Origin of the sequence: Streptomyces sp. NPDC005492 (assembly GCF_040605995.1) — a bacterium.
GTDB lineage: Bacteria > Actinomycetota > Actinomycetes > Streptomycetales > Streptomycetaceae > Streptomyces.
Genome location: NZ_JBEXDX010000012.1, coordinates 190,961 through 216,198, shown reverse-complemented (window position 1 = coordinate 216,198; position 25,238 = coordinate 190,961). Strand labels below are relative to the sequence as shown.

The following is a 25,238-nucleotide window of genomic DNA, read 5'->3' as shown; positions in this document are numbered from 1 at the left end:
GTGGGTGGGGTGAGAGGTACTACAGGGTCGGCTCGGGAACCTGTTCCAGCGCGGCCGTCGCCCGCTCGGCGATCTGCTCGGGGGTGCCGGTGATGTCGACGGCGACCCCCGCCTCGTCCGCCTCCAGCGGCTGGAGCGTGGCGAACTGGGAGTCGAGCAGCGCGGTCGGCATGAAGTGCCCGTGCCGGTGCGCCATCCGGTCCTCGATGAGGGAGCGGTCGCCGGTCAGATGTACGAAGACGACACCGGGGGCGGCGGCCCGCAGCCGGTCACGGTAGGACCGCTTCAGCGCCGAGCTGCTGACCACACCGCCGAGCCCCGCGCGCCCGTGCGCCCAGGTGCCGATGGCGTCCAGCCACGGCCACCGGTCGTCGTCCGTGAGCGGGTGCCCGGCCGACATCTTGGCGATGTTGGCCTGCGGGTGGAAGTCGTCGCCCTCGGCGTAGGGAACGCCGAGCCGGGCCGCGAGCAGGGGACCGATGGTGGTCTTCCCGGTGCCCGCGACGCCCATGACCACGACGACATGGGGGGTGCGCATCGCTGCCTCGCTGTCCTGTCTCCGTCGGCATCGACTGCCGACCGACCGACTGATGTGAACCCACTGAAACCGATTAGGTACGACGAATACAAGAGCCTGTGACATATAAGTCTGACTTTTTGGTTCCGTGACTCGCCCCGTACTCTGAGTACATGACCACTCCGGGCCGCGGGTTGCACGGCCGTGTACTCGACTCCCTCGGCCCCGACATCACGGCGGGCCAGTACCCGCCGGGCAGTGTCCTGCGTACGGACGAGCTGGCCAAGGAGTTCGAGGTGTCGCGCTCCGTGATGCGCGAGGCGGTCCGGGTGCTCGAATCCATGCATCTGGTCGAGTCCCGCCGCCGGGTGGGCGTGACGGTACGGCCCAAGGCCGAGTGGAACGTCTACGACCCGCAGGTCATCCGCTGGCGGCTGGCCGGCGCCGACCGCCCGCACCAACTGCGCTCACTCACCGTGCTGCGCTCCGCCGTCGAGCCGATCGCGGCGGGCCTCGCGGCCAAGTTCGCCACGGCGGAGCAGTGCGCGGAACTCACCGAGTGCGCGATCGGCATGGTGGCCAACTCACGCGGCCACCGACTGGAGGGCTACCTCGTCCACGACGTGGCCTTCCACCGGGTGATCCTGGCCGCCTCCGGCAACGAGATGTTCGCCCGCCTCGGCGACGTCGTCACCGAGGTCCTGGCCGGCCGCACCCATCACGAGGTCATGTTCGAGGACCCCGACCCGGCCGCCGTGACCCTGCACGTCCAGGTCGCGGAGGCGGTCCGCGAGGGCGACGCCCTCCGCGCGGAGACCCTGACCCGCGAGATCACGGTCGGCGCACTCCAGGAACTGGACATCCTGGCCCCGTAGTCGGCTCAGTCCAGAAACTCCCCGTCGAGGTACACCCACGCCCCGTCGATCCGCTCGAACCGACTCCGCTCATGGATCGCCCCACCCCGGTACGACGCCCGGAACGTCACGGTCCCCGCCGAGTGGAACGCCGATCCGCCCCCCGTCTCCAGGATCTCCAGCCCCGTCCACCGCATCCCCGGGTCGAGCTCCAGCGGTTCGGCGGGCCGCGTCCGCGGATGCCAGGTGCGCAGCAGATACGGCGCGTCCAGCCGCACGAAGGCGGAGTAGCGCGAGCGCATCAGCGCCTCGGCGGTGGGGGCGGCGGCGGTGCCGGAGTGGTAGCGGCCGCAGCAGGTGTCGTAGGGGTCGGGGAGGCCGCAGGGGCAGGAGGGCGTGCTCATGCCGGTCATTGTGCCCGCTGCGAAGGCGAGCCCGCTCAGACCGCGATCCCCGTCTCGGCCGAAGGCATCGGTGGCAACCGGGTCCCGAACACCCACGCGTCGAAGAGCTGGTCCAACGGCTCGGAGGTGAACCGGGACGCGTGGGACGTGAACGTCGTCGTGGTGACCGTGCCGTTGCGGTGCAGGCCGGCCCAGCTTCGAAGCATGCGGAAGAACGCGATGTCGCCCAGCGCGCAGCGGACCGCGTGGACGGCGACTCCGCCGCGTTCGTAGAGCCGGTCGTCGAACATCGACTTGCGGCCGGGGTCGGCGAGGCGCAGATCCTGGGGGAGCGTGGAGAGCAACCGGTGTGCGGCGGCGGCGTGTTGGTGGGCCGTGCGGCCGCCCGAGCGCTCGGACCACAGCCATTCCGCGTACTTGGCGAAGCCCTCGTTCAGCCAGATGTGCCGCCAGTCGGCGATGGACACACTGTTGCCGAACCACTGGTGGGCCAGCTCGTGCGCGACGAGCCGTTCCGAACCCCGGGCCCCGTCGACGTGGTTGGAGCCGAACAGCGACAACCCCTGTGCCTCGACGGGGACATCGAGTTCCTCCTCCGTCACCACGACCGCGTACTCGTCGAACGGGTACGGTCCGAACAGCTCCTGGAAGAGTTCCATCATCGCGGGCTGGCGTGCGAAGTCCCTTGAGAATTCGGGGAGTAGCTCGGCGGGAATGTGGCCGTGCTGCGGTACTCCGCCCAGACCCGGGTCGCCCAGCAGCACCGTCTGGTACTTCCCGATCGACAGCCCGACCAGGTAACTCGACGTCGGCGCCGACTGTTCGTACACCCACGTCGTGGTGGAGGCCTTGGTCGTGCGGGTGAGAAGTCTGCCGCCCGCCACCACCGCGTACGCCGACGGCGTGGTGATCGAGATCTGGTACGAGGCCTTGTCGGCCGGGCGGTCGTTGCACGGATACCAGGACGGCGCTCCGATCGGCTGGCTCGCCACCAGCGCGCCGTCCGTCAGCTCCTCCCAGCCGAGCCCACCCCAGGGGCTGGCGACCGGCTTGGGGTTGCCCGACCAGTGCACCTCGACGGTGAACGCGGCCCCGGCCCGCAGCGGCTTCGCGGGCCGGACGCGCAGCCGGCCGCCGCGGTGCGTGTAGTGCGGCTGGCGGCCGTCCACCCGGATCCGGCCGATCTTGAAGTCGCCCAGGTTGAGCTGGAATTCGGGCATCGGCGCACGGCCCGCTATCGCGTTGATACGGGCCGTGCCGGACAGACGGTTGGGGCCGGGACGGTAGTCCAGCGCCAGCTCATAGCGGTGCACCCGGTAGCGGGCATCGCCGTTTGCCGGGAAATACGGGTCCTGCCCTGCCGCCTGCTGAACGGTCACTGCTGCGTCTGCTCCCTGCGCTGTGCTCGTATCTCGTACCCGTGCACCGCCCTCCGAAGCCGACGCCGTGCGACCCGTGTTCAGGCTCGCCATGACTCGATCGGATTGCCCAGCCAGCGGGTGTCGTCCGGGACGGACTCCGCCGCCATCACCAGCGATGCGGGGCCCAGAGTGGTGCGCGCCCCGACCTCGCTGCCGGGCAGGACGATTCCGCCAGGACCCAGCGTCGCGCCCTCACGGAGGACCACAGTATCCGTCCGCAAGATCCGGTCGTGGAAGAGGTGGGTCTGGAGCACACAGCCGCGGTTCACGGTCGAGGCGTCCTCCAGGGTCACCAGGTCGGTCTCGGGCAGCCAGTAGCTCTCCACCCAGACGCCCTTGCCGATGTGCGCGCCGAGCCCGCGCAGCCAGGCCGTCAGCACCGGAGTACCCGGCACGGAACCGGCCAGCCACGGCACCGCCACGACCTCGACAAAGGTGTCCGCCAGCTCGTTGCGCCACACATAACCGCTCCACAGCGGGTGCTCGGCACCGCGGTGCCGGCCCACGAGCGCCCACTTGGCGACGATCGACACCAGCCCCGCGAGAGCACCCACAGCCAGCAGCACCACGCCCGCCAGCAGCGGCGCCCACACACCGAGCGCGCACAGCGCGGCCACCGTCAGCAGGGCCAGCGCGGCCGAGCAGAACACCGGCACGATCCGGCACAGCTCCACCAGACCGCGCGCCCACAGCAGCCGGGCCGGCGGGTCGTACGTCCGGCTCTGGTCGCCGCCGCTCGTGCTGCGCGGCAGCTTCACCGGCGGCAGCCCCAGATAGGACGTGCCCTTCTTCGCCTTCTTCGGCGTCGCCGACAGCACCCCGACGAGCCCGCCGTCCGGCACGCTCCGCCCGGGCGCGGTCATCCCGGAGTTCCCGAGGAACGCCCGCCGCCCGATCTCGGCCCGCCCGATGTGCACCCAGCCGCCGCCGAGTTCGTACGGCGCGGTCAGCGTGTCGTCGGCCAGGAAGGCACCCTCGCCGACGGTCGTCAGGCTCGGCAGCGCCAGCACGGTCGACACCTCGGCGCCCCGCCCGATCCGCATCCCGAGCAGCCGCAGCCACACCGGCGTGACCAGCCCGGCGTACAGCGGGAACAGGGTCTCGCGGGACAGGTCCATCAACTGCGTGACGGTCCACGCCTGCCAGCCGATCCGGCTGTGCGTGGGATGCGTACCCTCACGCAGCCCGAGGCTGAGCAGCCGGACACCGACCAGGATCAGCAGCGCGTACGTCAGCCCGAAGGCGAGCGTCGCCGGGACCAGGCCCAGGGACGCGCCCCGCAGCGCCTCGCCGAGACCGTCGCCCGGCGCCACGAACAGGCTCGTCACCAGCAGGGCGACCGCGCCGGAGAGCACCGGCAGCATGGTCAGCGCGAAACCGGTGATGCCGTACATCACGCGCCAGTACGTGCCCCGCTGCGGGCGCTCCTTGGGCCAGTTGCGCTTGGCCTTGCCGAGCTTGACCGCGGGCGCGCCCGCCCAGCGCTGACCGGTCGGGATCGTGCCGGTGACCGCCGAACCCGGCGCCACCTCGGCCCGCTTGCCCACCCGGGCACCGGGGAAGAGCATGCTGCGCGTGCCGACGACGGCGTGCGCGCCGATCTTGGTCGGGCCGATCTCCAGGCGGTCGCCGTCCAGCCAGTAGCCGGACAGGTCCACCTCGGACTCGACGGCGGCACCGCGGCCCAGCTTGAGCATGCCGGTGACCGGCGGGAGCGAGTGCAGGTCGACGTCCGGGCCGATCTTGGCGCCGAGGGCACGCGCGTACCGCTCCAGCCACGACCCCGTCAGCGCGGTCGCCCCGCTGAACTCGGCCAGCCGCTCCGCCGCCCACAGCCGCAGATGGACGCTGCCACCACGGTCGTAGCGTCCCGGCTTCACGCCGCGCAGCAGCAGGCGCGCACCGCCCGCGGCGATCGCGAGCCGGCCGGGCGGGCTGAAGAGGAGCAGCACTCCGGCGGCCACCAGCCACCAGGAGGCGGTCGGCAGCCAGGCATAGCCGTTCAGCACATTGCCGAGGGCGGCCAGGGCCACCGTCCAGCGCAGGCCGGCCAGGGTGAACAGGGGGACCAGCGCGAGGAGTTGGACCACCTTGGCGCGGGTCGGCACCGGCGCGATCACGCGTGCTGTGCCGTCGCCCTGCGCCGAGGCCTCCAGGTGCCGGGCCAGCTTGCGCAGGGTCGGCTGCTGGTAGATGTCGAGGACGGCCGCGCTCGGGTAACGGGTGCGCAGCCGAGTCGTCAACTGCGCGGCGGCCAGGCTGCTTCCGCCGATCGCGAAGAAGTCGTCGGAGGCGGTGCTCACGGGGATGCCGAGCACCTCGGCCCACTGCTCCGCGAGCCAGGCCTCCGTGCCGTAGAGCTGCTCCTTGGCGCCACCGGTCTCCAGGCCTTCGAGCGGCCAGGGCAGCGCGTTGCGGTCCACCTTGCCGGAGGTGCGGGTCGGTAGATCCTCGACCGGCGCGATCAACGGCACGAGGGCGGCGGGCAGTTCGGCCCGCAGCTTCTCGACGGCGGAGGCCTGGTCCCAGCCCTCCTGGGTGACGACATAGCCGACGAGAAGCTGGTTGCCGCTGCGCGCGGTGCGGACGGCGGCAGCCGCGCCCGCGACTCCGGGCAGCGACTGGAGCGCCGCGTCGACCTCACCGAGTTCGATCCGGCGTCCGCCGAGCTTGATCTGCTCGTCGGCCCTGCCGAGGAAGATCAGCCCCTCGGGCTCCGCCTTGACCAAGTCACCACTGCGGTACGCCCGTTCCCAGCCCAGCGACTCGAGAGGCGCGTACTTCTCCGCGTCCTTCTCGGGGTCCAGATATCGGGCGAGCCCGACCCCGCCGATCACCAACTGCCCACTGCCGCCCATCGGGACGGGCACCCCGGCCTCGTCGACGACGGCCAACTCCCAGCCGTTCAGGGGGAGTCCGATACGGATCGGCTCGTCGCCGGTCATCAGCGACGCACAGGCCACGACGGTCGCCTCGGTCGGCCCGTACGTGTTCCAGACCTCACGGCCCTCGGTGACCAGCCGCTGCACCAGCTCGGGCGGGCAGGCCTCACCGCCGAAGATCAGCAGGCGTACGTCGTTCAGCGCCTCGGGCTCCCACAGGGAGGCCAGGGTCGGCACGGTCGAGACGACGGTGATGTCCTGGTCCACCAGCCAGGGGCCGAGGTCGGCGCCGCTGCGGACCTGGGAGCGCGGCACGGGCACCAGGCAGGCGCCGTAGCGCCAGGCCAGCCACATCTCCTCGCAGGACGCGTCGAACGCGACGGACAGCCCCGCCATGACCCTGTCACCCGGACCGATCGGGTCCTCGGTGAGGAACAGCGCCGCCTCGGCGTCCACGAAGGCCGCCGCGCTGCGGTGCGAGACGGCGACGCCCTTGGGCTTGCCGGTGGAGCCGGAGGTGAAGATGATCCACGCGTCCTGCTCGACACCGGGCCGGGCGGCCGGGGTCTCGCTGTGCCCGAGCACGGTCAGCGCGTGCTCGGCACCGATCACGGCCCGCACCTCGGCCTCGCCGAACACCAGCTCGGCCCGCTCGTCCGGGTCCTCGGCGTCCACGGGCACATAGGCGGCGCCGGCGGCGAGTACGGCGAGGATCGCGATGTAGAGGTCGTTGGTCCCGGAGGGGACGCGCACACCGACCCGGTCGCCGAGGCCTACACCGGCCGCGGCGAGTGTCCGGCGCAGCGTCTCCACCTCGGCTGCCAGCGCTCGGTAGGTGAGGGAGACGGTGCCGTCGTCCAGGGCGAGCTCGTCGGGATACGAACGCACCGACGCGTCGAAGATGTCGACAAGCGTGCGGGGCGAGGCAGCGGATGCCGCGGAGAAACGTGCCGTATCGCCGAACTGCGTGCGGATCTCTTCGTCGAGCAGGCCGAGAGCACTGCTCTCGTGTATGGCTGCCATCGGTCCTCGCGTCTCAAGCCCGGTAACTTCCGGGGCGCTGGCGGGCCCGCAGGTCTGCCTGGGGTTGTCCAGCTCCAGCTCCGTTCCGTAACAAGCCGGAAATTTTAGTACGACGCTAGGCTCCGGCTCCGCCGACGGCCACTCGGCAGAGCCGAACGGGGGCGCTCCGTGAGCGTCCGGCAACGCTCTGACCTGGTGATCTTCGAACCGGAGGAGACATCCCCCACAAATGCGACGAGGGCCGCGACCCTGGTGGTCGCGGCTCGTCGAGGCAGCCCAACTCGCCCAAGCTCAGTGGTAGGCCTTGGGCGGACTCGCCTTCCACGCCCGGTCGAGGGAATCGTCCCAGTCGCCGTCCCGGTCGAAACTCGCGGCCCGGCAGCCACGGGACATGGGTGCCGCCGCGCTGTGGCGCCAGGCGGAGTCCCCGATCCGGACTATGGCGTGGCCGCAGTGCCGGCAGACCGCGTGCCCCGTCAACTCGTCATCCAGCCGCTCGAACTGCGCGGTGCGGTCCGCCACCTCTTCTTCGAGGCCCCGCAGCACATCCTCGGCACTGGAGACCCCTGCCGAAGCGATGAGGTCGCGCACGAGCGCCGCGGCCTCGATCGCGATGTCGGCTCGCCGCGCTGCATCGGCCAGGCTCTGGGGACCATGGCTGCCGGGCGACGTGCGCGCCGTCCGCTCCGCCAGTTCGACCGACGGGCGGCTCGACACCGCCGACTGCTCCTCGTGCTCCTGGCCGGGCTCGTGCTCCGCGACTCCGTCCCTCACGCGTTTGCGGGCCACTTCGAAGGCCCATGCCTCGGTGGATGCCTTCTTGGGAACGTTGAAGTGAGTGCTGGTCGCCGAGTCCATCACCGTGTGGAACTCCTCCATCAGCGCTCCCCAGTGGTAGCCGCCGGCGAAGTCCTCGGGGCACCAGCCGTAGTGACGTACGAGTTCGTCACGGACCCGGTCGAAATGCCGCAGGCTCTTGCGCACCGGTCCGCGCGTCTCGATGCGGAGGCCGACGCGTTCCGCTCGCGCCAGCATCTCCGGGTCCACGCCTTCCCACTTCATATGGCCGTCGCGTTCGCAGGCGTAGTCGACCCAGGACCAGAACGCCTCGGCGTCCGCGACGTCGGGCGCCTCACGGTGATGGCGCGGGCAGAGGAGGGCGAAGTTGCGCACATCGTTGGAACCGCCGAGCGACTCCGGGACCACATGAGCCCTCTCCACCGGCGCCTGCCAGCAGATCAGACAGATCGGCTCCTCGAGGCCGAGGTGGTCGGCGATGGCCCGGACCGGGGGTCTGGACCGGCGCGCGTCAGGACTCTCGTCCCGGTTGCGTACCCGCAACTCGCGGTGGTCGTAGGAGTGTTCACGGTCGGGGTCCCGTACGTTCAGGACACCAGGTATGTCCTCGCGCTGCGGCTCGGGGTTCCTCACGTGGTACAGCGGTGTGCTGATCTCGCTGAGGTACGGGCCGAGTAACCCCAGCAGGAAATCGCGGATGATCTCCAGGGCGTCGGCGTCGTAGCCACCGGCCGCGTTGCGGTGTCCCTGGATGTCGAGATAGAGGCGACGCGGGGCGCCAGGGCTTGTCGCCGCGGCCTTCTTGAGGATGGAGAAGAGGCGATGGGCGCACTTGGTGAAGTCCTCCTCGACCCGCATGTCGTGATACAACGCGATGCCCTTCGGCTTCGCGTCGGCTCCCGACCGCTTCTGCTTGTCGGTCATGGGCGCACGCTAGTCGCCGCCTCTGACAACCGGGGTTCGCGGCGTACGACCCGGGACCCGCGCCCAGCCGGAGAAACAGAAAAACCCCAGATCAACTGGGGTTTCTGCTGGTGTCCGAGGGGGGACTTGAACCCCCACGCCCGATAAAGGGCACTAGCACCTCAAGCTAGCGCGTCTGCCATTCCGCCACCCGGACAAGGTGTCTGTCGCGCGTGGTTTCCCCCGCGGCGACGAAGGAAACATTACCAGGCTTCCAGGGGTGGCCGATCACCCCCTGTTCCCGCCCTCGTCCCGCGTGAACGGCGTGTGACGGGCCGGGTCCGGCCTTGGGCGCGAGCCTCGGGCGGGGGAGGATGAGGGAGGACCACCAGCAGTGACAGTGGGAGGAAGCAGCGTGAGCGACACGGACACGGCCAAGGGCGTCACCGGTGAGGACGAGGTCGTGGACCTCTGCCGCGAGCTGATCCGGATCGACACCAGCAACTACGGCGACCACTCGGGACCGGGTGAGCGCAAGGCGGCCGAGTACGTCGCCGGGCAGCTCGCCGAGGTGGGCCTCGAACCGAAGATCTTCGAGTCGCACCCGGGGCGCGCCTCCACGGTGGCCCGGATCGAGGGCACGGACCCCTCCCGGCCCGCGCTCCTCATCCACGGCCACCTGGACGTCGTACCGGCGAACGCGGCCGACTGGACCCACCACCCCTTCTCCGGCGAGGTCGCCGACGGGTGCGTGTGGGGGCGCGGCGCGGTCGACATGAAGGACATGGACGCGATGACCCTGGCGGTCGTCCGCGACCGGCTGCGCAGCGGGCGCAGGCCCCCGCGCGACATCGTGGTCGCCTTCCTCGCGGACGAGGAAGCGGGCGGTACGTACGGGGCGCGGCACCTCGTCGACAACCACCCGGAGCTGTTCGAGGGCGTCACCGAGGGCATCAGCGAGGTCGGCGGGTTCTCGTTCACGGTGAGCGAGGAGCGGCGGCTCTATCTGATCCAGACGGCCGAGAAGGGCATGCACTGGATGAAGCTCACGGTGGCCGGCACCGCGGGACACGGGTCGATGATCCACCGGGACAACGCGATCACCGAGCTGTCCGAGGCCGTCGCCCGGGTGGGCCGGCACAAGTTCCCGGTGCGGGTCACCAAGACGACCCGGGCCTTCCTCGACGAACTCGGCGACGCGCTCGGCACCCCGCTCGACCCCGAGGACATGGAGTCGACGCTCAAGCGGCTCGGCGGGATCGCCAAGCTGATCGGCGCGACGCTCAGCAACACCGCCAACCCGACGCAGCTCAACGCCGGTTACAAGGTCAACGTCATCCCCGGCGAGGCCACCGCGAACATCGACGGCCGCTTCCTGCCCGGCCACGAGGAGGAGTTCCTCGCCGACCTCGACCGCATCCTCGGCCCGAAGGTGAAGCGCGAGGACGTGCACTCGGACAAGGCGCTGGAGACCTCTTTCGACGGCGCCCTGGTCGACGCCATGCAGTCCTCGCTGCTCGCCGAGGACCCGACCGCGAAGGCGATCCCGTACATGCTCTCCGGCGGCACGGACGCCAAGTCCTTCGACGACCTGGGCATCCGCGGCTTCGGCTTCGCCCCGCTCAAGCTGCCGCCCGAGCTGGACTTCGCCGGCATGTTCCACGGCGTGGACGAGCGGGTGCCGGTGGAGGGGCTGAAGTTCGGGGTGCGGGTGCTGGACCGGTTCATCGACGCGTCCTGACGTCGTACGGCATGCGTTGACGCCGGTAATCGACCGCGTGTGCGGGGATTACTGGGAAGGGTGAATGTGCTCATAAGCTCGTAGCTCCATTACTCCTTCCTCGTTACAGGTGATGCGATCAGCAACACGAGATCGCTTTTGCCAACAAGGAGGAATAATGATCAAGAAGGTCGTCGCCGCTGCGGCTGCCACCGGTGGCCTGGTTCTCGCGGGAGCGGGCCTGGCCGTCGCCGACTCGGGTGCTCAGGGTGCCGCTGTGCACTCCCCGGGTGTCGTTTCCGGCAACGTCGTCCAGGTGCCCGTCCACGTCCCGGTGAACGTGTGCGGCAACACGATCTCGGTGATCGGCTTGCTGAACCCCGCCTTCGGCAACACCTGCATCAACAAGTGACGTCCGCCCTCTGAGGGGCGACCACATCCTCGGCCCCGGAGCGCGCGCCATGCGCTCCGGGGCCGAGAGGTCTTTGCGCGAGAAATCGCGCGACGAATTCGGTCAGGAATGAAGGCAGGGGGGAATTCAGTAATGCGACAAGTCACTCGCAAGAGCTTGATGACCGTGGCGGTCGCCACCGGAGTGATCGCCGCCGCGGGGGGCGTGGCCCACGCCGACTCGGGCGCGCGCGGCTCCAGTGCGGACTCGCCCGGCGTACTGTCCGGCAACACCGTGCAGGCACCGGTGCATGTGCCGGTCAACGTCTGCGGCAACACCGTGAACGTGGTCGGGGTCCTGAATCCGGCGGTCGGCAACAAGTGCGGCAACCAGGGCGGGGGCAGCGGAGGCGGTTACGGCGACTCCGGGGGATACGGCTCGTCGGGCGGGCACGGCGCGCACGGCGGTTCCGGGGGCTCGCACGCCGGCGGACACGCCTCCGGCTCGCCCGGTGTCGGCTCCGGCAACCACGTCCAGGTACCGATCGACGCACCGGTGAACGTGTGCGGCAACAGCGTCGACGTCATTGGCATCGGCAACCCCGCCACCGGCAACGACTGTGCCAACGGGGGCAGTTGGAACGGCGGCGGCCACGACCACGGGACGCCTCCGGGCGGCGGTGGTCACCACGGGGGTGGCGGCGGCCATCACGGTGGCCATCACCACGGGGGCGGCGGCCACGACGGCACCTCGCCGGGCGGCGGCCACGGGACGACCCCTCCGGGAACTCCGGGCACGCCCACACACCCGGTCACACCCGGTCACCCCGCTTCACCGATCACCTCGCCGATCAAGGGCGGCTACACGCCGACCGGTTCCGCGTACGTGAACCAGGCCGGCGCGCACTCCGCCGTCCAGACCCAGGGCGCCGCGCAGCTCGCGCACACCGGCAGCGACCTGCCACTGGGCCTCGCTCTGCCGGTCGGAGCGGGCGCGCTGCTGGCGGGCGCGGTGCTTTACCGCAAGGCGAAGGCCTCGGTGTAGCTCGCGAGGACATGTGATCTGCGCAACGGAGGGGCCCCGCACCGTCGGGGCCCGCTCCGTTCCGTCCGGCTCAGCTCACCACGTGGCGCGCACCTGGCGGATGATCCGCCGGCGCAGCCGCACCCTGCGACTGCCGTCGCGCAGCAGGCTCAGTCGGTCCAATTCCCAGTGTCCGTACTCGGCATGGTCCGTCAGCAGACGTGTGGCGTCCTTGCGGGAGACCCCGCGCGGTACGTACACGTCGACAAATTCGTATTCCGGCATCGCATCTATTGTGCGGGCAGAGCCCCGGTACGGATAGCGTCTGCACTATGTCTGATGCTGCGCAGCCCACCGCTGCCGAGGTACGCGCCGCCGCCGAGGCGGTCAAGACCGCGCTCGACCGCCACCTGGCCGCGGTCGAAGGCCGGTCGGGGGAGGCCGACCCGGCCGTCTACGAGGCGTTCAACCAGCTCGCCGCGGCCGCCGAGGTCTACGACGAGCTGCTCTACGACCGTTATGACGAGGTCACGCCTTTCGAGATCCCCGGTACCGACGACTCCCTGCCGCCGTACACCGGCCCCGAGGAGCCGAACGCGGTAAGCGTGCTGATCCGCCGTGACTACGCCGTGGCGGAGCCGCAGCGGCTGCTGGCCCAGGCGCACCGGGTCGAGACGGCGGTCGGCGACGGCATGGGCACGGAGGCCTCCGCCACGATCCACGGCGCGCTCGGCATCCTCTTCGACGAGTTCGAGGCGGATGAGATCGCCTCCCGGCCCAAGGAGTTCGGCCTGGAGGAGGGCGACTCCACGCTGTGGGTGACCGCCGCCGACGAAGCGGCCGAACCCGGCGCCTGGCTGGAGGCCCCCTTCGAGACGGTCGATCCGCAGAGAGTGGTGTGCCGCTTCGACGTCAGCGCTGTCTTCGACGACGAGATCGACGACGACCTGGACGACCCCGACGACCCCGACGACATCGACGAGGTGGTCGAGCCCGAAGCCGAGATCGAGGACGAGATCCCGGAACTCGACGAGGACGAGGACCTGGAGGCGCTGGAAGCGGACCGCTGAGAGGCGCCGCACCGGCTGTGACGACACGACGGCGGCGGTCACGGAGGCGGTCCCTCCGTGACCGCCGCCGTCGTCGTGTCCTGCGGCTCAGGCCTCCGCCGGGACCTGCGGTCGCAGAAGGACAGGCAACCGGGTCGTACGCGGCTTGGCCGGGATCTCGGCGACGGCCCGGGGCAACGCCTGATCCACACCGTGGACCACGGACAGATGCCGGTCCGCTCTGCTGAACGCCGTATACACCCAGGGCCGGTTGAGAGCCTGCGCCGCGTCCCCCGGCAGCACCACGACCACCGCGGGCCACCGCGCCCCGACCGCCTGGTGTGCGGTCAGCGCCCACCCGTGCCGCACGGACTGCTCGACCCGCTCCTTCGCTACGACGACGGGCTCGCCTGCGCACGACAGGTGCAGCCCCTCCGCGTCGGCCTTCACCACCTGGCCGGGGACCGCACGGCCCGGGGCGGAGGAGTACGCGATCCGATCGCCGGGATCGAAGCCGCCGAAGCGGCCGGGGCCGGGGTTGAGCCGCTCCTTCAGCGCCACGTTGAGCGCACGGGTGCCGGCCGCGCCGCCGTGACCCGGTGTGATCACCACCGTCTGCTCGGACGGGACACCGATCACCCGGGGCACCGAGTCGGCGACGAGCTGCACGGTCCGGTGCACGGCCTCGCCGGCGTCCCGCACCGGCACGATCACGACCTCCTTGCCGGGGGCCTCCACCTGGTTCAGCTCACCGATGCCGATGCCCGAGACCAGCTCGCCCACGGGGCCGAGGTCCGGGCGGCGCGAGACGACGTGCGGACAGACCCGCGCCGCGAGCAGATCGGCGAAGACCCGCCCGGGGCCCGCCGACCACAGCACCGCCGGGTCACCGGCCAGCACCAACCGGGCGCCGTCCGGCAACGACTCGGTGAGCAAGGCCGCGGTCTCGACGTCGAGCTGGGGGGCGTCGAGCACGACGAGGAGATCCAGGCCCAGGGCACCGTCCGAGTCCCGACCGGGCCCTTCGGCACCGGCCAACAGCCCGGCGACGGTGGCTACTTGGGGTCCATCGCCTGCTCCTTGGTGCTCATCGCCGGTCCCGGGAGCGCCCGCAGAGTCCCCCGCGACGAGGCCCTCCGGCGCAAAGCCGCCCGCCCCCGGCCGCAACCGCTCGCCGGGCGCGGCACTCTCCGCGTCGGCGGCCCGCGCCAGCAGCGAGGTGAACCGGTCCCGCCCGACCGGGCTGTGGGTGGCGGCCCAGGCGCGCAGCCCGAAGCTCGCCGCCACGGTCAGCAGCGCGGCCGCCTCTTCGAGAGAGGCCTCCCCGCCGGTGTGGAGCACCAGGCCGTGGCCCGCGACCGCACGGATCAGCTCGCCGGTGGAGCCCTTGGCGGCGCCGGCCCGCTCCCACTCCGCCGCCGAACCGTCCTCCTTCGGCACCGAGTTGATCAGTTTGGCCAGCCCCTCCGCGAGGCTCTCCTCGGCGAGCGCGTACCGCTCCAGGCCGATCAGCACCCGGACCGGACGCTCCGCGCCCGCCTCGCCCGCCTCGCCCTCCTCGTCCGTGCGCTGCACCGGGACCGCGGGCTCGTCCAACGCGTCCTGGAACACCAGCACTTCGCCCTCCGCGATGGCGCTCTGCGTCGCCGCGTCCGGGTCGGGCACACCCTGCTTGGCCAGTGCCGCCGTGAGCGCCGACGCCTCCAGGGCCGTATGCCCGGCCAGGGCCGCCTGCTCCAGGAGCCAGCCGGTGACCGCCCGGCCCCGCCGCTCGTCGTCCGGCGCGCACTCGGCGCCGAGCAGCGCCCGCGCGAACCCGTCGGCCTGCTCGGGCCGTACCCCCGGGACGCGCAGCAACTGCCAGGGATCCTCGCGGAGTTGGTGGTCAGCGCCCTCGCCGAGTGCCGCCGCGACCTGTGCCGCGAGCGTCTCGGGCGCGCCGCCCTCGGCCAGCACGAGCCGCGCGGACTCGACGGCCTCGGTCGCGGGGGCGCCGGGCTCGGCGGCGACGGGCTGTGGCCGGCTTACCGCCTCCGGGGCGGCGGCGGTACGGCGTGGGGTCGGCTCCGGCTTGGCGAAGGCGGTGGTCACGGGCTTCTCGCCGCTCTCCACGGCCCGCACCGCCGCGAGCAGATCGGCGGCCGTCCCGCTCAGCTTCGCCCCCGCCGCGATGGGCCCGGCCTTCTCCGCCTTCCGCCGCTCGATCCGCTCCCGCTCCAGCCGCTGCGCCTGCAACTCCGCGGCGGCCTCGGACAGTTCGGCAGCGGCGGCCTCGGACGTGGCCTCACCGGTGCTCTCGGTGCCCTCCGCGGTCGCGGCCTCACCCGTGTCCGCGCCCATGTCCTCGGCGCCCGCCCCGGCTTCCGCCTCCGTGTCCTCGGCCGGCGAGGTCTCCGTGGTCTCCGGGTCCGTGCTCACAGCGTGCTCCAGTCGTGATCGGGATAGCGGTGCAGAGGCGCCGACACATCGTCGAGCGCTCGGCAGATCTCGTCAGGAAGACTAAGCGCCTCCACTGACAATGCGGCCGTGAGCTGCTGCGCGTTGCGCGCGCCGACGATCGGGGCGGCCACCCCCGGCCGGTCGCGGACCCAGGCGAGGGCCACCTGGAGGGGGGTCACGGCGAGCCCGTCCGCGGCCGTCGTCACGGCGTCCACGATGCTGGTCGCCGTCTCGTCGAGGTAGGGCGCGACGAAGGGCGCCATGTGCTCCGAGCCGCCGCGCGAGTCGGCCGGTGTCCCGTGCCGGTACTTGCCGGTGAGGACCCCGCGCCCGAGCGGCGAGGAGGGCAGCAGCCCGATGCCGAGGTCGAGCGCGGCCGGCAGCACCTCGCGCTCCACGCCCCGCTGGAGCAGCGAGTACTCCAACTGCGTGCTCGCCAGCCGGGTCCGCGTGCCCGGCGCCGCGAGCTGCCAGGTCGCCGCCTTGGCGAGCTGCCAGCCGCAGTAGTTGGAGACGCCCGCGTACCGCGCCCGGCCGCTGCTGACCGCCAGGTCCAGGGCCTGGAGGGTCTCCTCCAGCGGGGTGAAGGGGTCGAAGGCGTGGACCTGCCACAGGTCGACGTAGTCCGTGCCGAGGCGGGCCAGCGAGGCGTCCAGCGCGGCGAGCAGATGGCCGCGTGAGGCGTCGAAGCGGCGGTCGGGGTCGGGCACGCTCCCCGCCTTCGTCGAGATGACCAGGTCCCGGCGCGGCACGAGCCCTTCTATGAGCTGCCCGAGCAGATACTCGGCCTCCCCGTCGCCGTACACGTCCGCCGTGTCGACGAGGGTGCCGCCGGCCTCCCAGAACGCCTTCAACAGGTCCGCGGCGTCATGCTCGTCGGTGTCGCGCCCCCACGTGAGGGTGCCGAGTCCGATCCGGGACACACGAAGGCCGGTACGGCCGAGATGCCTCTGCTCCATGAACGCCGAGATTACTGGCCTGAACCTGCCTCGTGGGGGCCTGTGGATAACCGATTTCCACGATGATCCACAGTCCATCGCACGGCACACTCCGTGACCACTCACCGGCACCCGTCCTGCCCGCCCCGACCCCCGCGCGCTAGGGTCGGAGCAACAGCGACGTTACTGATGGGTAAGGGGTCTGCCATGCAGCTCGGGATCAACCTCGGCTACTGGGGTGCCGGAATGGACGGCGACAATCTGGCCGTGGCCCAGGAGGCCGACCGGCTCGGCTACTCCGTGTGCTGGGCCGCCGAGGCCTACGGCTCCGACGCGGCCACCGTGCTCACCTGGGTCGCCGCGCAGACCGAGCGCATCGATGTCGGCTCGGCCATCTTCCAGATCCCGGCCCGTCAGCCCGCGATGACCGCGATGACCGCCGCGACCCTCGACTCGCTCTCCGGGGGCCGCTTCCGCCTCGGCATCGGCGTCTCGGGCCCGCAGGTCTCCGAGGGCTGGTACGGCGTCAAGTTCGACAAGCCGTTGGCACGCACGCGTGAGTACGTCGAGATCGTACGGAAGGCGATGACGCGCGAGCGGCTGTCGTACGACGGCGCGCACTGGACGCTGCCGCTGCCCGGCGGCCCGGGCAAGCCGCTCAAGCTGACCGTGCACCCGGTGCGCGAGCACATCCCGCTGTACATCGCGGCGATCGGCCCGAAGAACCTGGAGCAGACCGGCGAGATCGCCGACGGCGCGCTGCTCATCTTCCCGTCCGCCGAGCACCTGGAGGACACCGCCGTCCGCCATCTGCGGGCCGGCCGCGAGAAGGCGGGCAAGACCCTCGAAGGCTTCGACATCGTCCCGACGCTCCCGCTCGCCCTCGGCGAGGACAAGGACGTCGAGAAGCTCGCCGACACCTTCCGCCCGTACACCGCGCTGTACGTCGGCGGCATGGGCAGCCGGCAGCAGAACTTCTACAACAAGCAGGCCCAGCGCATGGGCTTCGAGGCCGCGGCCGCCGAGATCCAGGACAAGTACCTGGCCGGGGAGAAGGACGCCGCCGCGGCCGCCATCCCGCACGACCTGATCGACAAGACGACGCTGCTGGGCTCCGTGGACCGCATCGCGGACCGGATGAAGGAGTACGCGGCGGCCGGTGTCACCACCCTGACCCTCGCCCCCGCGGGCTGGACGCTGGAGGAGCGCCTCGCCGCGCTCCGCGCCGGCAGTGAGGCACTGGAGCGCGCGGGTCTCGCGTAACGCGGCGCTGCCGTACGGAAGTTTCTACGGCCGTGGTGGGGGCTCGGGGGGTCTTCCCCGCCACGGCCGTCACGGGGAACAACGCGTGGCGGCCCCCGCGGTTACGCCCCTGTCGGACATCGGCCGTCCTCCTTTTGGCGGAGTTGTCCGACGCATCTGTTGCAGCACTTCTGATGCGGCATTTGACTCGTTCTTTGCGGAATGCGGCGGAATCCTGCACGGAGGTGCCTTCAGATGCTTTCGGCCAAGAGTCTGTTCCAGGAGATCCTGGACGACGACGAGTCCTTCCGGCTGTTCTGCTCCATCGCGGCAAGCGGCGAGTCCCAGGGCGGCTGGGAGAACGGCCGCATCGCCGCCCTCGTCCCGGCGAGCGAACGCGACCTCGCCCCCAAGATCGGCCGGCACGGCGCCGACGAGGACAAACACGGACGCATCTTCGCCGCCCTCATGAAGAGGCGCGGCCTCGAACCCGCCCCGGTGCCCCCCGACACCGACTACACGATGCTCCTGGAGCGGCGCGGCATCGGTCTCGCCCACGAGAGGCTCACTGGCGACGAGCCGCTCACCGTCCAGGACATCGTCACCTACCTCGCCCACAGCCGGGTCACCGAACAGCGCGCCTCCGAGCAGATGGACCTGCTGCGCAGGCACTTCGCCGACCACCCCGACCTCGGCCGCGCGGTGCGGATGATCTCCCACGACGAGGACAACCATCTCGCCTACTGCCATGAGGAGTTGCTGCGCTTCGCGCACGCCGGACACGGCCGCGCCATCCAGCGGACGCTGCGCGAGTGCGCGCTGGCCGAGATCCGTGTCTACCGGGACGTCAGCCTCGCCGTGATGGCCCACATGGGACGCGTCCTGGACTGGCCGCGCGCCAAGTCGGCGGCGCTCGCCGCGGGCATCCACGCCGTGTACGCGTACGAACGCCTCGGCGGCTGGCGGCGGATGGTGTCCCTGCGGATGCCGGAGAGGCGCGACGCCCTCGGCGGACCGGCGACCGCCGCCCCCGAGTTCGCGTGAAGCAGGGCGGTCACAGCCAGCCGCGCCGCTTGAACTGCCGGTACAGCAGCACCTCCAGGGCGCCCATCAGCAGGATCGCCGCCGGATACCCCCACATCCAGTGCAGCTCCGGCATGTGGTCGAAGTTCATGCCGTAGATGCCCGCGATCATCGTGGGGATCGCGGCCATGGCCGCCCACGCGGAGATCTTCCGCATGTCGTCGTTCTGCCGGACGCTGGTCTGCGCGAGATGCGCCGACAGGACGTCCGAGACCAGCCGGTCCAGGCCCTCCACGGACTCGTTGACCTTCGTCAGGTGGTCGTTCACGTCACGGAAGAACGGCCGCGACTTGTCCTGCACGAACGGGACCCGGTCGACGGCGAAGCCGAGGCCCGCCAGCCGGGCCACCGGCTGCGCCAAGGGACCGGTCGCCCGGCGGAACTCCAGGATCTGCCGCTTGAAGTCGTAGATCCGCGACGCCGTGGTCCGCGAGCCTCCGCCGGTCGGCGAGAACACCGCCGCCTCCAGCTCCTCCAGGTCGGTCTGCAACTCGCCCGCCACGTCCACGTAGTGGTCGACCACCGCGTCGGCGATCGAGTACAGCACCGCCGTCGGCCCGTGCCGCAGCATCTCCGGCTCCTCCTCAAGTCGGTGCCGTACGGCCGCCAGTGGGGCCTCCTCGCCGTGCCGGACGGTCACCACGAAGGAGTCGCCGACGAAGACCATGACCTCGCCCGAGGTGACCACGTCGCTGTCCGCCTCGTAGCCCACCGGCTTCAGGACCATGAACAGCGAGTCGTCGTAGACCTCCAGCTTGGGCCGCTGATGCGCGGTCAGGGCGTCCTCGACGGCCAGCGGATGCAGCCCGAACTCCTCCGTGACCTTGTCGAACTCCTTCTCCGTGGGCTCGTAGAGACCGATCCAGACGAACGCGTCGCCCACCCGACGGCAGTGGTCCAAGCCGTCGGAGAAGTCGCCGGGCCCTTCCGTCCGGCGTCCGTCACGGTAGATGGCGTAGTCGACGATCACGGTGCGTATTCTCCTGTCGTCCGGCCGACGGCGCACGTTGACACTTCTCGCGTGCGCCTACCCTTGGCGGCATGCCCACGTTGATCCTTGTCCGGCACGGACGTTCGACCGCGAACACCGGGGGAGTGCTCGCCGGCTGGACGCCCGGCGTCGCTCTCGACGAGCGGGGCAACGCCCAGGCCGCCGCGCTCCCCGGACGGCTCGCCGCGCTGCCGATCGCCGAGGTGGTCGCCAGCCCGCTGCAACGCTGCCAGGAGACCCTCCGGCCGCTCCTCGATGCCCGCCCCGAGCTGCGCGCGCACACCGACGAGCGGATCGGGGAGTGCCACTACGGCGACTGGTCCGGCCGCAAGCTCGCCGAGCTCAAGGACGAGCCCCTGATGGAGGTCGTCCAGGCGCACCCCTCGGCCGCCGCGTTCCCCGGCGGCGAGTCCTTGCGCGCGATGCAGACCCGCGCGGCGGAGGCCGTACGCGAGTGGAACGCGCGCGTGGAGCGCGATCACGGTGCCGACGCGGTCTATCTCATGTGCTCGCACGGCGACATCATCAAGTCTCTTGTGGCCGACGCACTCGGACTTCATCTCGACCTCTTCCAGCGGATCTCCGTAGAACCGTGTTCCATCACCGCGATCCGTTACACCCGTCTCAGGCCATTTCTCGTACGACTCGGGGACACCGGAGATCTCGCGTCCCTGGCGCCGCGCGAGGAGCCCCCGGGCGACGACGCCACGGTCGGGGGCGGCGCGGGCGCACCGTGATCGTCGACCGCAGTAGGGTGAAGCGGTCGCAGTAGCGCCGCACTTGTCAGCAGTCGATTCCAATGGAGACAGGACGTGTCCCGTCAGGTGTTCCTCTACGACCCGCCGGACCGCTTCGTAGCCGGCACGGTCGGACTGCCCGGGCGCCGTACGTTCTTCCTCCAGGCCGCCGCCGGCCCTCGGGTGACCAGCGTGGCCCTGGAGAAGACGCAGGTCGCCGCGCTCGCCGAGCGCATGGACGAGCTTCTGGACGAGGTCGTACGGCGCAGTGGCGGCAACGCGGCCGTCCCGGCCGTCACTCCCACCGAGATCTCCGACACCCGCCCTCTGGAGACGCCCGTCGAGGAGGAGTTCCGCGTCGGGACCATGGCGCTCGCCTGGGACGGCGAGGAACAGCGCATGATCGTCGAGGCGCAGGCCCTCGTGGAACTCGACGCGGAGTCCGAGGAGGACCTCGCCGAGGCCGAGGAACGGCTGCTCCAGGACGAGGAGAACGGACCCCCGATGCTGCGGGTCCGGCTCACCGGAGCCCAGGCCCGCGCCTTCGCCAAGCGCGCCCTGGACGTCGTCAACGCCGGCCGGCCGCCCTGCCCGTTGTGCAGCCTCCCGCTCGACCCGGAAGGACACGTATGTCCGCGCCAGAACGGATACCGCCGCGGAGCGTGACCACCGCCGAGCTGCTCACCAAGGGTGAGCTGAAGGTGCGCGGACGCATCCGCGAGGCCTCGAACGCGGTGCTGTACTGCTCCGTGACGTACGAGGGCCGCGAGGCGTCCTGCGTCTACAAGCCCATTGCCGGGGAGCGGCCCCTGTGGGACTTCCCCGACGGCAATCTCGCCCAGCGCGAGGTCGCCGCTTACGAGGTCTCCGAGGCGACCGGCTGGGGCCTCGTGCCGACGACCGTCCTGCGCGACGGGCCGTACGGCGAGGGCATGTGCCAGCTCTGGATCGAGGCGGCGACCGACAAGGACGGGTCCGAACTGCTCGCCCTGGTCGACGCGGAGGAGCCCGAGGCCGGATGGAAGGCGATCGGGTTCGCCGAGGTCGGTGACGGCAAGACGGCCCTCCTGGTGCACGCCGACGACGAACGGCTGCGCCGCCTCGCCGTCCTCGACGCCGTCATCAACAACGCCGACCGCAAGGGCGGCCATCTGCTGCCCGCCGACGAGGGCCGCCTGTACGGCATCGACCACGGTGTGACCTTCAACGCCGAGAACAAGCTGCGCACCCTCCTGTGGGGCTGGGCGGGGGAGCCGCTCACCGCGGAGGCCGTCGAGGCCCTCACGGAGCTGCGTGCGGCCCTGGACGGGGCGCTGGGGACCCGGTTGGCCGAACTGATCACCGCCGCCGAAGTCGACGCCACGCGCGCGCGTGTCGACGCCCTGCTCACCACGGGGAAGCACCCGGAACCGAGCGGTGAGTGGCCCGCCATCCCCTGGCCGCCGGTATAGCGCTCACCAGCGAGTTCCACAGCACATCGCGGGCCCGAGATCAAGAGCGCCTTGTCGGCCGTCCGGTTCGTATACCGAACTCGGGTCCGGTTACGCTCATGTACATGCATGCCTGGCCCGCTTCCGAGGTCCCCGCCCTGCCTGGTCAGGGCCGCGACCTGAGGATCCACGACACCGCGACCGGCGGTCTGGTCACCCTCGACCCCGGTCCCGTCGCCCGAATCTATGTCTGCGGCATCACGCCGTACGACGCCACCCACATGGGACACGCGGCGACCTACAACGCGTTCGACCTGGTGCAGCGCGTGTGGCTCGACACCAAGCGGCAGGTGCACTACGTCCAGAACGTCACGGACGTCGACGACCCGCTCCTGGAGCGCGCCCAGCGCGACGGCCTCGACTGGGTCGCCCTCGCCGAGCAGGAGACGACCCTCTTCCGCGAGGACATGACCGCCCTGCGGATGCTGCCGCCGAAGCACTACATAGGCGCGGTCGAGGCCATACCGGGCATCGTGCCGCTGGTGGAGCGGCTGCGCGACCTCGGCGCCGCCTACGAACTCGAAGGCGACGTCTACTTCTCCGTCGAATCCGACCCCGACTTCGGCAAGGTCTCGAACCTCGACGCCGCCGCGATGCGGCTGCTGTCCGCCGAGCGCGGCGGCGACCCGGACCGCCCCGGCAAGAAGAACCCGCTCGACCCGATGCTGTGGCTCGCCGCCCGCGAGGGCGAGCCGAGCTGGGACGGCGGCTCGCTCGGCCGGGGCCGCCCCGGCTGGCACATCGAGTGTGTGGCCATCGCCCTGGACCACCTCGGCATGGGCTTCGACGTCCAGGGCGGCGGCTCCGACCTCGCCTTCCCGCACCACGAGATGGGCGCCTCGCACGCCCAGGTGCTCACCGGCGAGTTCCCCATGGCCAAGGCGTACGTCCACGCCGGCATGGTCGCCCTGGACGGCGAGAAGATGTCGAAGTCCAAGGGCAACCTGGTCTTCGTCTCCGCACTCCGGCGCGAGGGCGTCGACCCGGCCGCGATCCGGCTGGCACTGCTCGCCCACCACTACCGCGCCGACTGGGAGTGGACCGACGGCGTGCTCGCGGACGCGGTCGCCCGGCTCGGGCGGTGGCGCGCCGCCGTCTCCCGGCCCGACGGACCGTCTGCCGAGGCACTTGTCGAGGAGATCCGCGAGGCCCTCGCGAACGATCTGGACGCCCCGGCCGCACTGGCCGCCGTCGACCGCTGGGCGGCCCTCCAGGACGAACGGGGCGGCACGGACGAGGGCGCCCCCGGCGTCGTGTCCCGCGCCGTGGACGCCCTGTTGGGCGTGGCCCTCTAGCACGAGGTCATGAAGAAGGCGGTGCGCACCTCGCGCACCGCCTTCTCTCGCTTCTCGTGAGGATCACTCCTCGGCGGAGTCCTCGTCGTCGGCCTCCGGCCCGGACTCGGGCTCCGCCTCCGGCTTCGCGGGCCGCGTCGGCTTCGTACGGCCGCCCCCGGGGTTGTCGCGCAGATACGAGGCGCTGTCGCTGCCGTCCGCCGTGGCATGCCCGCCGGGCTGCGGGCCGCCACCGCCGTCCCGTCTGCGCAGATAGCGCTCGAACTCGCGGGCGATCGCCTCGCCCGACGCCTCCGGCAGCTCCGCGGTGTCGCGGGCCTCCTCCAGCGTCTGTACGTATTCGGCCACTTCGCTGTCCTCGGCGGCCAGTTGGTCCACACCGACCTGCCAGGCGCGCGCGTCCTCGGGCAGCTCGCCCAGCGGGATGCGTACGTCGATCAGGTCCTCCAGGCGGTTCAGCAGCGCCAGGGTGGCCTTCGGGTTGGGCGGCTGCGACACATAGTGCGGCACCGCCGCCCACAGCGACACGGCCGGTACGCCCGCGTGCGTGCACGCCTCCTGGAGGATGCCGACGATCCCGGTGGGACCCTCGTACTTCGTCTCCTCCAGGTCCATCCGCTGCGCCAGGTCCGAGTCGGACGTGGTCCCGCTGATCGGCACCGGACGGGTGTGCGGGGTGTCACCGAGCAGCGCGCCCAGGATCACCACCAGCTCTACGCCCAACTCGTGTGCGAATCCCAGCAGTTCGTTGCAGAACGAGCGCCAGCGCATCGACGGTTCGATACCCCGGACGAGGACGAGATCGCGCGGCTTCTCACCGCCGACCCGGACCACCGAGAGCCGGGTCGTGGGCCAGGTGATCTTCCGCACTCCGGCGTCCATCCACACCGTGGGCCGGTTCACCTGGAAGTCGTAGTAGTCCTCGGCGTCGAGGGCCGCGAACACCTCGCCCTTCCACTCCTTGTCCAGATGCGCGACCGCGGTGGAGGCGGCGTCGCCGGCGTCGTTCCAGCCCTCGAACGCGGCCACCATCACTGGGTCGATCAGCTCGGGAACCCCCTCCAGCTCGATCACCCAGCGCCTCCTTCCGGTTTGCCCTCGCGTACGCCCCAACCTTACGGCGTCCGACGGGGGCGCCCGCAGCCCCCTTGCACGGGGGAGTGAACCCATGCCTGCCCCGTCCGAGCCGGTCGAACACACAAGATCGCCACCTTGTGCGGGCTCAGGCCGGCCACTCACTCCTCCGATGGGTCGACCGGCAGCCCCGCTCGTTCACAGGGTCGAACGCAACCACTGCTCCACGCTCGCGATGTGCACCGTCGCCCACGACCGCGCCGCCTCCGCGTCCCGGTCGCGCAGCGCGCCCAGGATCGCCCGGTGCTCGTGCAGGGTCCGGCTGACCGCGTCCTCCTGGGTCAGACCGCGCCAGATCCGGGCCCGCGTGGTGGGCCCTGACAGACCGTCGAGAAGCGAACACAGCACGGAGTTGCCCGAACTCTGCACGATGCCCCGGTGGAACTCCAGGTCGCAGGCGACCAGTTCCTCCACCGAGGGGGCGCCCCCCAGTGCGTCCAACTGTGCGCCGAGCGCGTCCAGTTGCTGCTCGCTGATCCGCAGCGCCGCCATCGCCGTGGCCGAGGGCTCCAGAATCCGCCGTACGGCCAGGAACTCCAGCACGGTGTCGTCGCGGTGGAAGTCCACGACGAAACTCAGTGCCTCCAGCAGGAGTTGCGGATCGAGACTCGTGACGTACGTGCCGTCGCCCTGCCGGACGTCCAGGATGCGGATCAGTGACAGGGCCCGTACGGCCTCCCGCAGGGAGTTGCGGGACAGGCCGAGTTCGGCGGCGAGTTCGCTCTCCTTGGGCAGCCGGTCCCCCGGACGCAGCGCGCCGGAGACGATCATTCCCTTGATTTTCTCGATCGCCTCATCGGTGACTGCCATGGCCGGCCTCCTTGTTGCTCAGACATCCGATGTATCAGGCATATTATGGGGGTTCAGTGGGCTGAACGGGACCGGAAATGCACAGCTCAGGCAA

22 protein-coding genes and 1 tRNA gene are annotated in these 25,238 nt (G+C 71.1%); 11 read left to right on the top strand and 12 right to left on the bottom strand.

The genetic code is table 11. The annotated features are described in order from the left end of the window. Positions 1–19: 19 nt before the first annotated feature. On the bottom strand, positions 20–538 hold the full coding sequence (locus ABZT04_RS19250) for a gluconokinase (protein WP_356057833.1): 519 nt from the start codon (positions 536–538) through the stop codon (positions 20–22). Positions 539–690: 152 nt separating this feature from the next. Here ABZT04_RS19250 and ABZT04_RS19245 point away from each other — a divergent pair, with 152 nt between their 5' ends. After that, on the top strand, positions 691–1,392 hold the full coding sequence (locus tag ABZT04_RS19245) for a FadR/GntR family transcriptional regulator (RefSeq protein WP_356057831.1): 702 nt from the start codon (positions 691–693) through the stop codon (positions 1,390–1,392). A 5-nt stretch (positions 1,393–1,397) separates the two neighbouring features. Here ABZT04_RS19245 and ABZT04_RS19240 read toward each other — a convergent pair whose 3' ends face one another. The 5 genes from ABZT04_RS19240 to ABZT04_RS19220 all read right to left on the bottom strand — a co-directional run bounded on the left by ABZT04_RS19240 (position 1,398) and on the right by ABZT04_RS19220 (position 9,019). Further along, positions 1,398–1,784, bottom strand: coding sequence for a YchJ family protein (locus tag ABZT04_RS19240; protein ID WP_356057830.1), 387 nt, complete (start codon positions 1,782–1,784; stop codon positions 1,398–1,400). A gap of 26 nt (positions 1,785–1,810) precedes the next feature. Then, positions 1,811–3,154 (bottom strand): M1 family metallopeptidase, encoded by a 1,344-nt coding sequence (locus ABZT04_RS19235; protein WP_356057829.1) that lies wholly within the window; start codon positions 3,152–3,154, stop codon positions 1,811–1,813. Between the two features lie 80 nt (positions 3,155–3,234). Then, complete coding sequence (locus tag ABZT04_RS19230) at positions 3,235–7,101, bottom strand: Pls/PosA family non-ribosomal peptide synthetase (protein WP_356057828.1); 3,867 nt, start codon at positions 7,099–7,101, stop codon at positions 3,235–3,237. Positions 7,102–7,392: 291 nt separating this feature from the next. Next, entirely contained in the window at positions 7,393–8,823 is a 1,431-nt protein-coding gene (locus ABZT04_RS19225) for an HNH endonuclease (protein WP_356057826.1), read from the bottom strand. A 108-nt stretch (positions 8,824–8,931) separates the two neighbouring features. After that, a tRNA-Leu gene (locus tag ABZT04_RS19220) sits at positions 8,932–9,019 on the bottom strand. 198 nt (positions 9,020–9,217) lie between these two features. Between ABZT04_RS19220 and ABZT04_RS19215 the strand changes: the two genes are divergently transcribed. The 3 genes from ABZT04_RS19215 to ABZT04_RS19205 all read left to right on the top strand — a co-directional run bounded on the left by ABZT04_RS19215 (position 9,218) and on the right by ABZT04_RS19205 (position 11,957). After that, positions 9,218–10,543: a M20/M25/M40 family metallo-hydrolase gene (locus ABZT04_RS19215; RefSeq protein ID WP_356057825.1), complete on the top strand. Its 1,326-nt coding sequence runs from the start codon at positions 9,218–9,220 to the stop codon at positions 10,541–10,543. Between the two features lie 157 nt (positions 10,544–10,700). Continuing rightward, positions 10,701–10,934, top strand: coding sequence for a chaplin ChpH (gene chpH, locus ABZT04_RS19210; protein ID WP_329508865.1), 234 nt, complete (start codon positions 10,701–10,703; stop codon positions 10,932–10,934). Positions 10,935–11,066: 132 nt separating this feature from the next. Next, positions 11,067–11,957 (top strand): chaplin, encoded by an 891-nt coding sequence (locus ABZT04_RS19205; RefSeq protein ID WP_356057823.1) that lies wholly within the window; start codon positions 11,067–11,069, stop codon positions 11,955–11,957. Positions 11,958–12,032: 75 nt separating this feature from the next. On the opposite strand, the gene ABZT04_RS19200 is transcribed toward ABZT04_RS19205, so the two are convergent. Further along, on the bottom strand, positions 12,033–12,221 hold the full coding sequence (locus ABZT04_RS19200; RefSeq protein WP_005485166.1) for a DUF5703 family protein: 189 nt from the start codon (positions 12,219–12,221) through the stop codon (positions 12,033–12,035). 47 nt (positions 12,222–12,268) lie between these two features. On the opposite strand from ABZT04_RS19200, the gene ABZT04_RS19195 reads away from it, so the two are divergent. Beyond that, entirely contained in the window at positions 12,269–13,006 is a 738-nt protein-coding gene (locus ABZT04_RS19195; RefSeq protein WP_356057822.1) for a hypothetical protein, read from the top strand. Between the two features lie 87 nt (positions 13,007–13,093). On the opposite strand, the gene ABZT04_RS19190 is transcribed toward ABZT04_RS19195, so the two are convergent. Next, on the bottom strand, positions 13,094–15,403 hold the full coding sequence (locus ABZT04_RS19190; protein ID WP_356057821.1) for a helix-hairpin-helix domain-containing protein: 2,310 nt from the start codon (positions 15,401–15,403) through the stop codon (positions 13,094–13,096). After that, a complete protein-coding gene (locus ABZT04_RS19185) occupies positions 15,400–16,383 on the bottom strand; it encodes an aldo/keto reductase (protein ID WP_356057820.1) in 984 nt (327 codons plus the stop codon). Before ABZT04_RS19185 ends, ABZT04_RS19190 begins: the two co-directional genes overlap by 4 nt. Before the next feature lie 186 nt (positions 16,384–16,569). Between ABZT04_RS19185 and ABZT04_RS19180 the strand changes: the two genes are divergently transcribed. Further along, positions 16,570–17,625 (top strand): LLM class F420-dependent oxidoreductase, encoded by a 1,056-nt coding sequence (locus ABZT04_RS19180; protein WP_356057818.1) that lies wholly within the window; start codon positions 16,570–16,572, stop codon positions 17,623–17,625. Positions 17,626–17,859: 234 nt separating this feature from the next. Continuing rightward, entirely contained in the window at positions 17,860–18,648 is a 789-nt protein-coding gene (locus tag ABZT04_RS19175; protein WP_356057816.1) for a ferritin-like domain-containing protein, read from the top strand. A gap of 10 nt (positions 18,649–18,658) precedes the next feature. On the opposite strand, the gene corA is transcribed toward ABZT04_RS19175, so the two are convergent. Continuing rightward, positions 18,659–19,657: a magnesium/cobalt transporter CorA gene (gene corA / locus ABZT04_RS19170; RefSeq protein ID WP_356057815.1), complete on the bottom strand. Its 999-nt coding sequence runs from the start codon at positions 19,655–19,657 to the stop codon at positions 18,659–18,661. A 71-nt stretch (positions 19,658–19,728) separates the two neighbouring features. Here corA and ABZT04_RS19165 point away from each other — a divergent pair, with 71 nt between their 5' ends. The 4 genes from ABZT04_RS19165 to mshC all read left to right on the top strand — a co-directional run bounded on the left by ABZT04_RS19165 (position 19,729) and on the right by mshC (position 23,200). Beyond that, positions 19,729–20,415: a histidine phosphatase family protein gene (locus ABZT04_RS19165; RefSeq protein WP_356057814.1), complete on the top strand. Its 687-nt coding sequence runs from the start codon at positions 19,729–19,731 to the stop codon at positions 20,413–20,415. A 75-nt stretch (positions 20,416–20,490) separates the two neighbouring features. Beyond that, positions 20,491–21,081, top strand: coding sequence for a DUF3090 domain-containing protein (locus ABZT04_RS19160; RefSeq protein ID WP_355906446.1), 591 nt, complete (start codon positions 20,491–20,493; stop codon positions 21,079–21,081). Then, positions 21,045–21,866 carry an SCO1664 family protein gene (locus ABZT04_RS19155; RefSeq protein ID WP_356057812.1) on the top strand — a complete coding sequence of 274 codons (822 nt, stop codon included), beginning with the start codon at positions 21,045–21,047 and terminating at the stop codon, positions 21,864–21,866. The genes ABZT04_RS19160 and ABZT04_RS19155 overlap by 37 nt, the downstream gene beginning before the upstream one ends. Before the next feature lie 104 nt (positions 21,867–21,970). Beyond that, the gene (gene mshC / locus ABZT04_RS19150) at positions 21,971–23,200 is read left to right on the top strand and encodes a cysteine--1-D-myo-inosityl 2-amino-2-deoxy-alpha-D-glucopyranoside ligase (RefSeq protein WP_356057811.1); all 1,230 of its coding nucleotides are present in this window, start codon (positions 21,971–21,973) and stop codon (positions 23,198–23,200) included. 63 nt (positions 23,201–23,263) lie between these two features. Here mshC and ABZT04_RS19145 read toward each other — a convergent pair whose 3' ends face one another. Further along, the gene (locus ABZT04_RS19145; protein WP_356057810.1) at positions 23,264–24,274 is read right to left on the bottom strand and encodes a PAC2 family protein; all 1,011 of its coding nucleotides are present in this window, start codon (positions 24,272–24,274) and stop codon (positions 23,264–23,266) included. A gap of 198 nt (positions 24,275–24,472) precedes the next feature. Continuing rightward, on the bottom strand, positions 24,473–25,144 hold the full coding sequence (locus ABZT04_RS19140; RefSeq protein ID WP_356057809.1) for a FadR/GntR family transcriptional regulator: 672 nt from the start codon (positions 25,142–25,144) through the stop codon (positions 24,473–24,475). Positions 25,145–25,238: the final 94 nt, after the last annotated feature.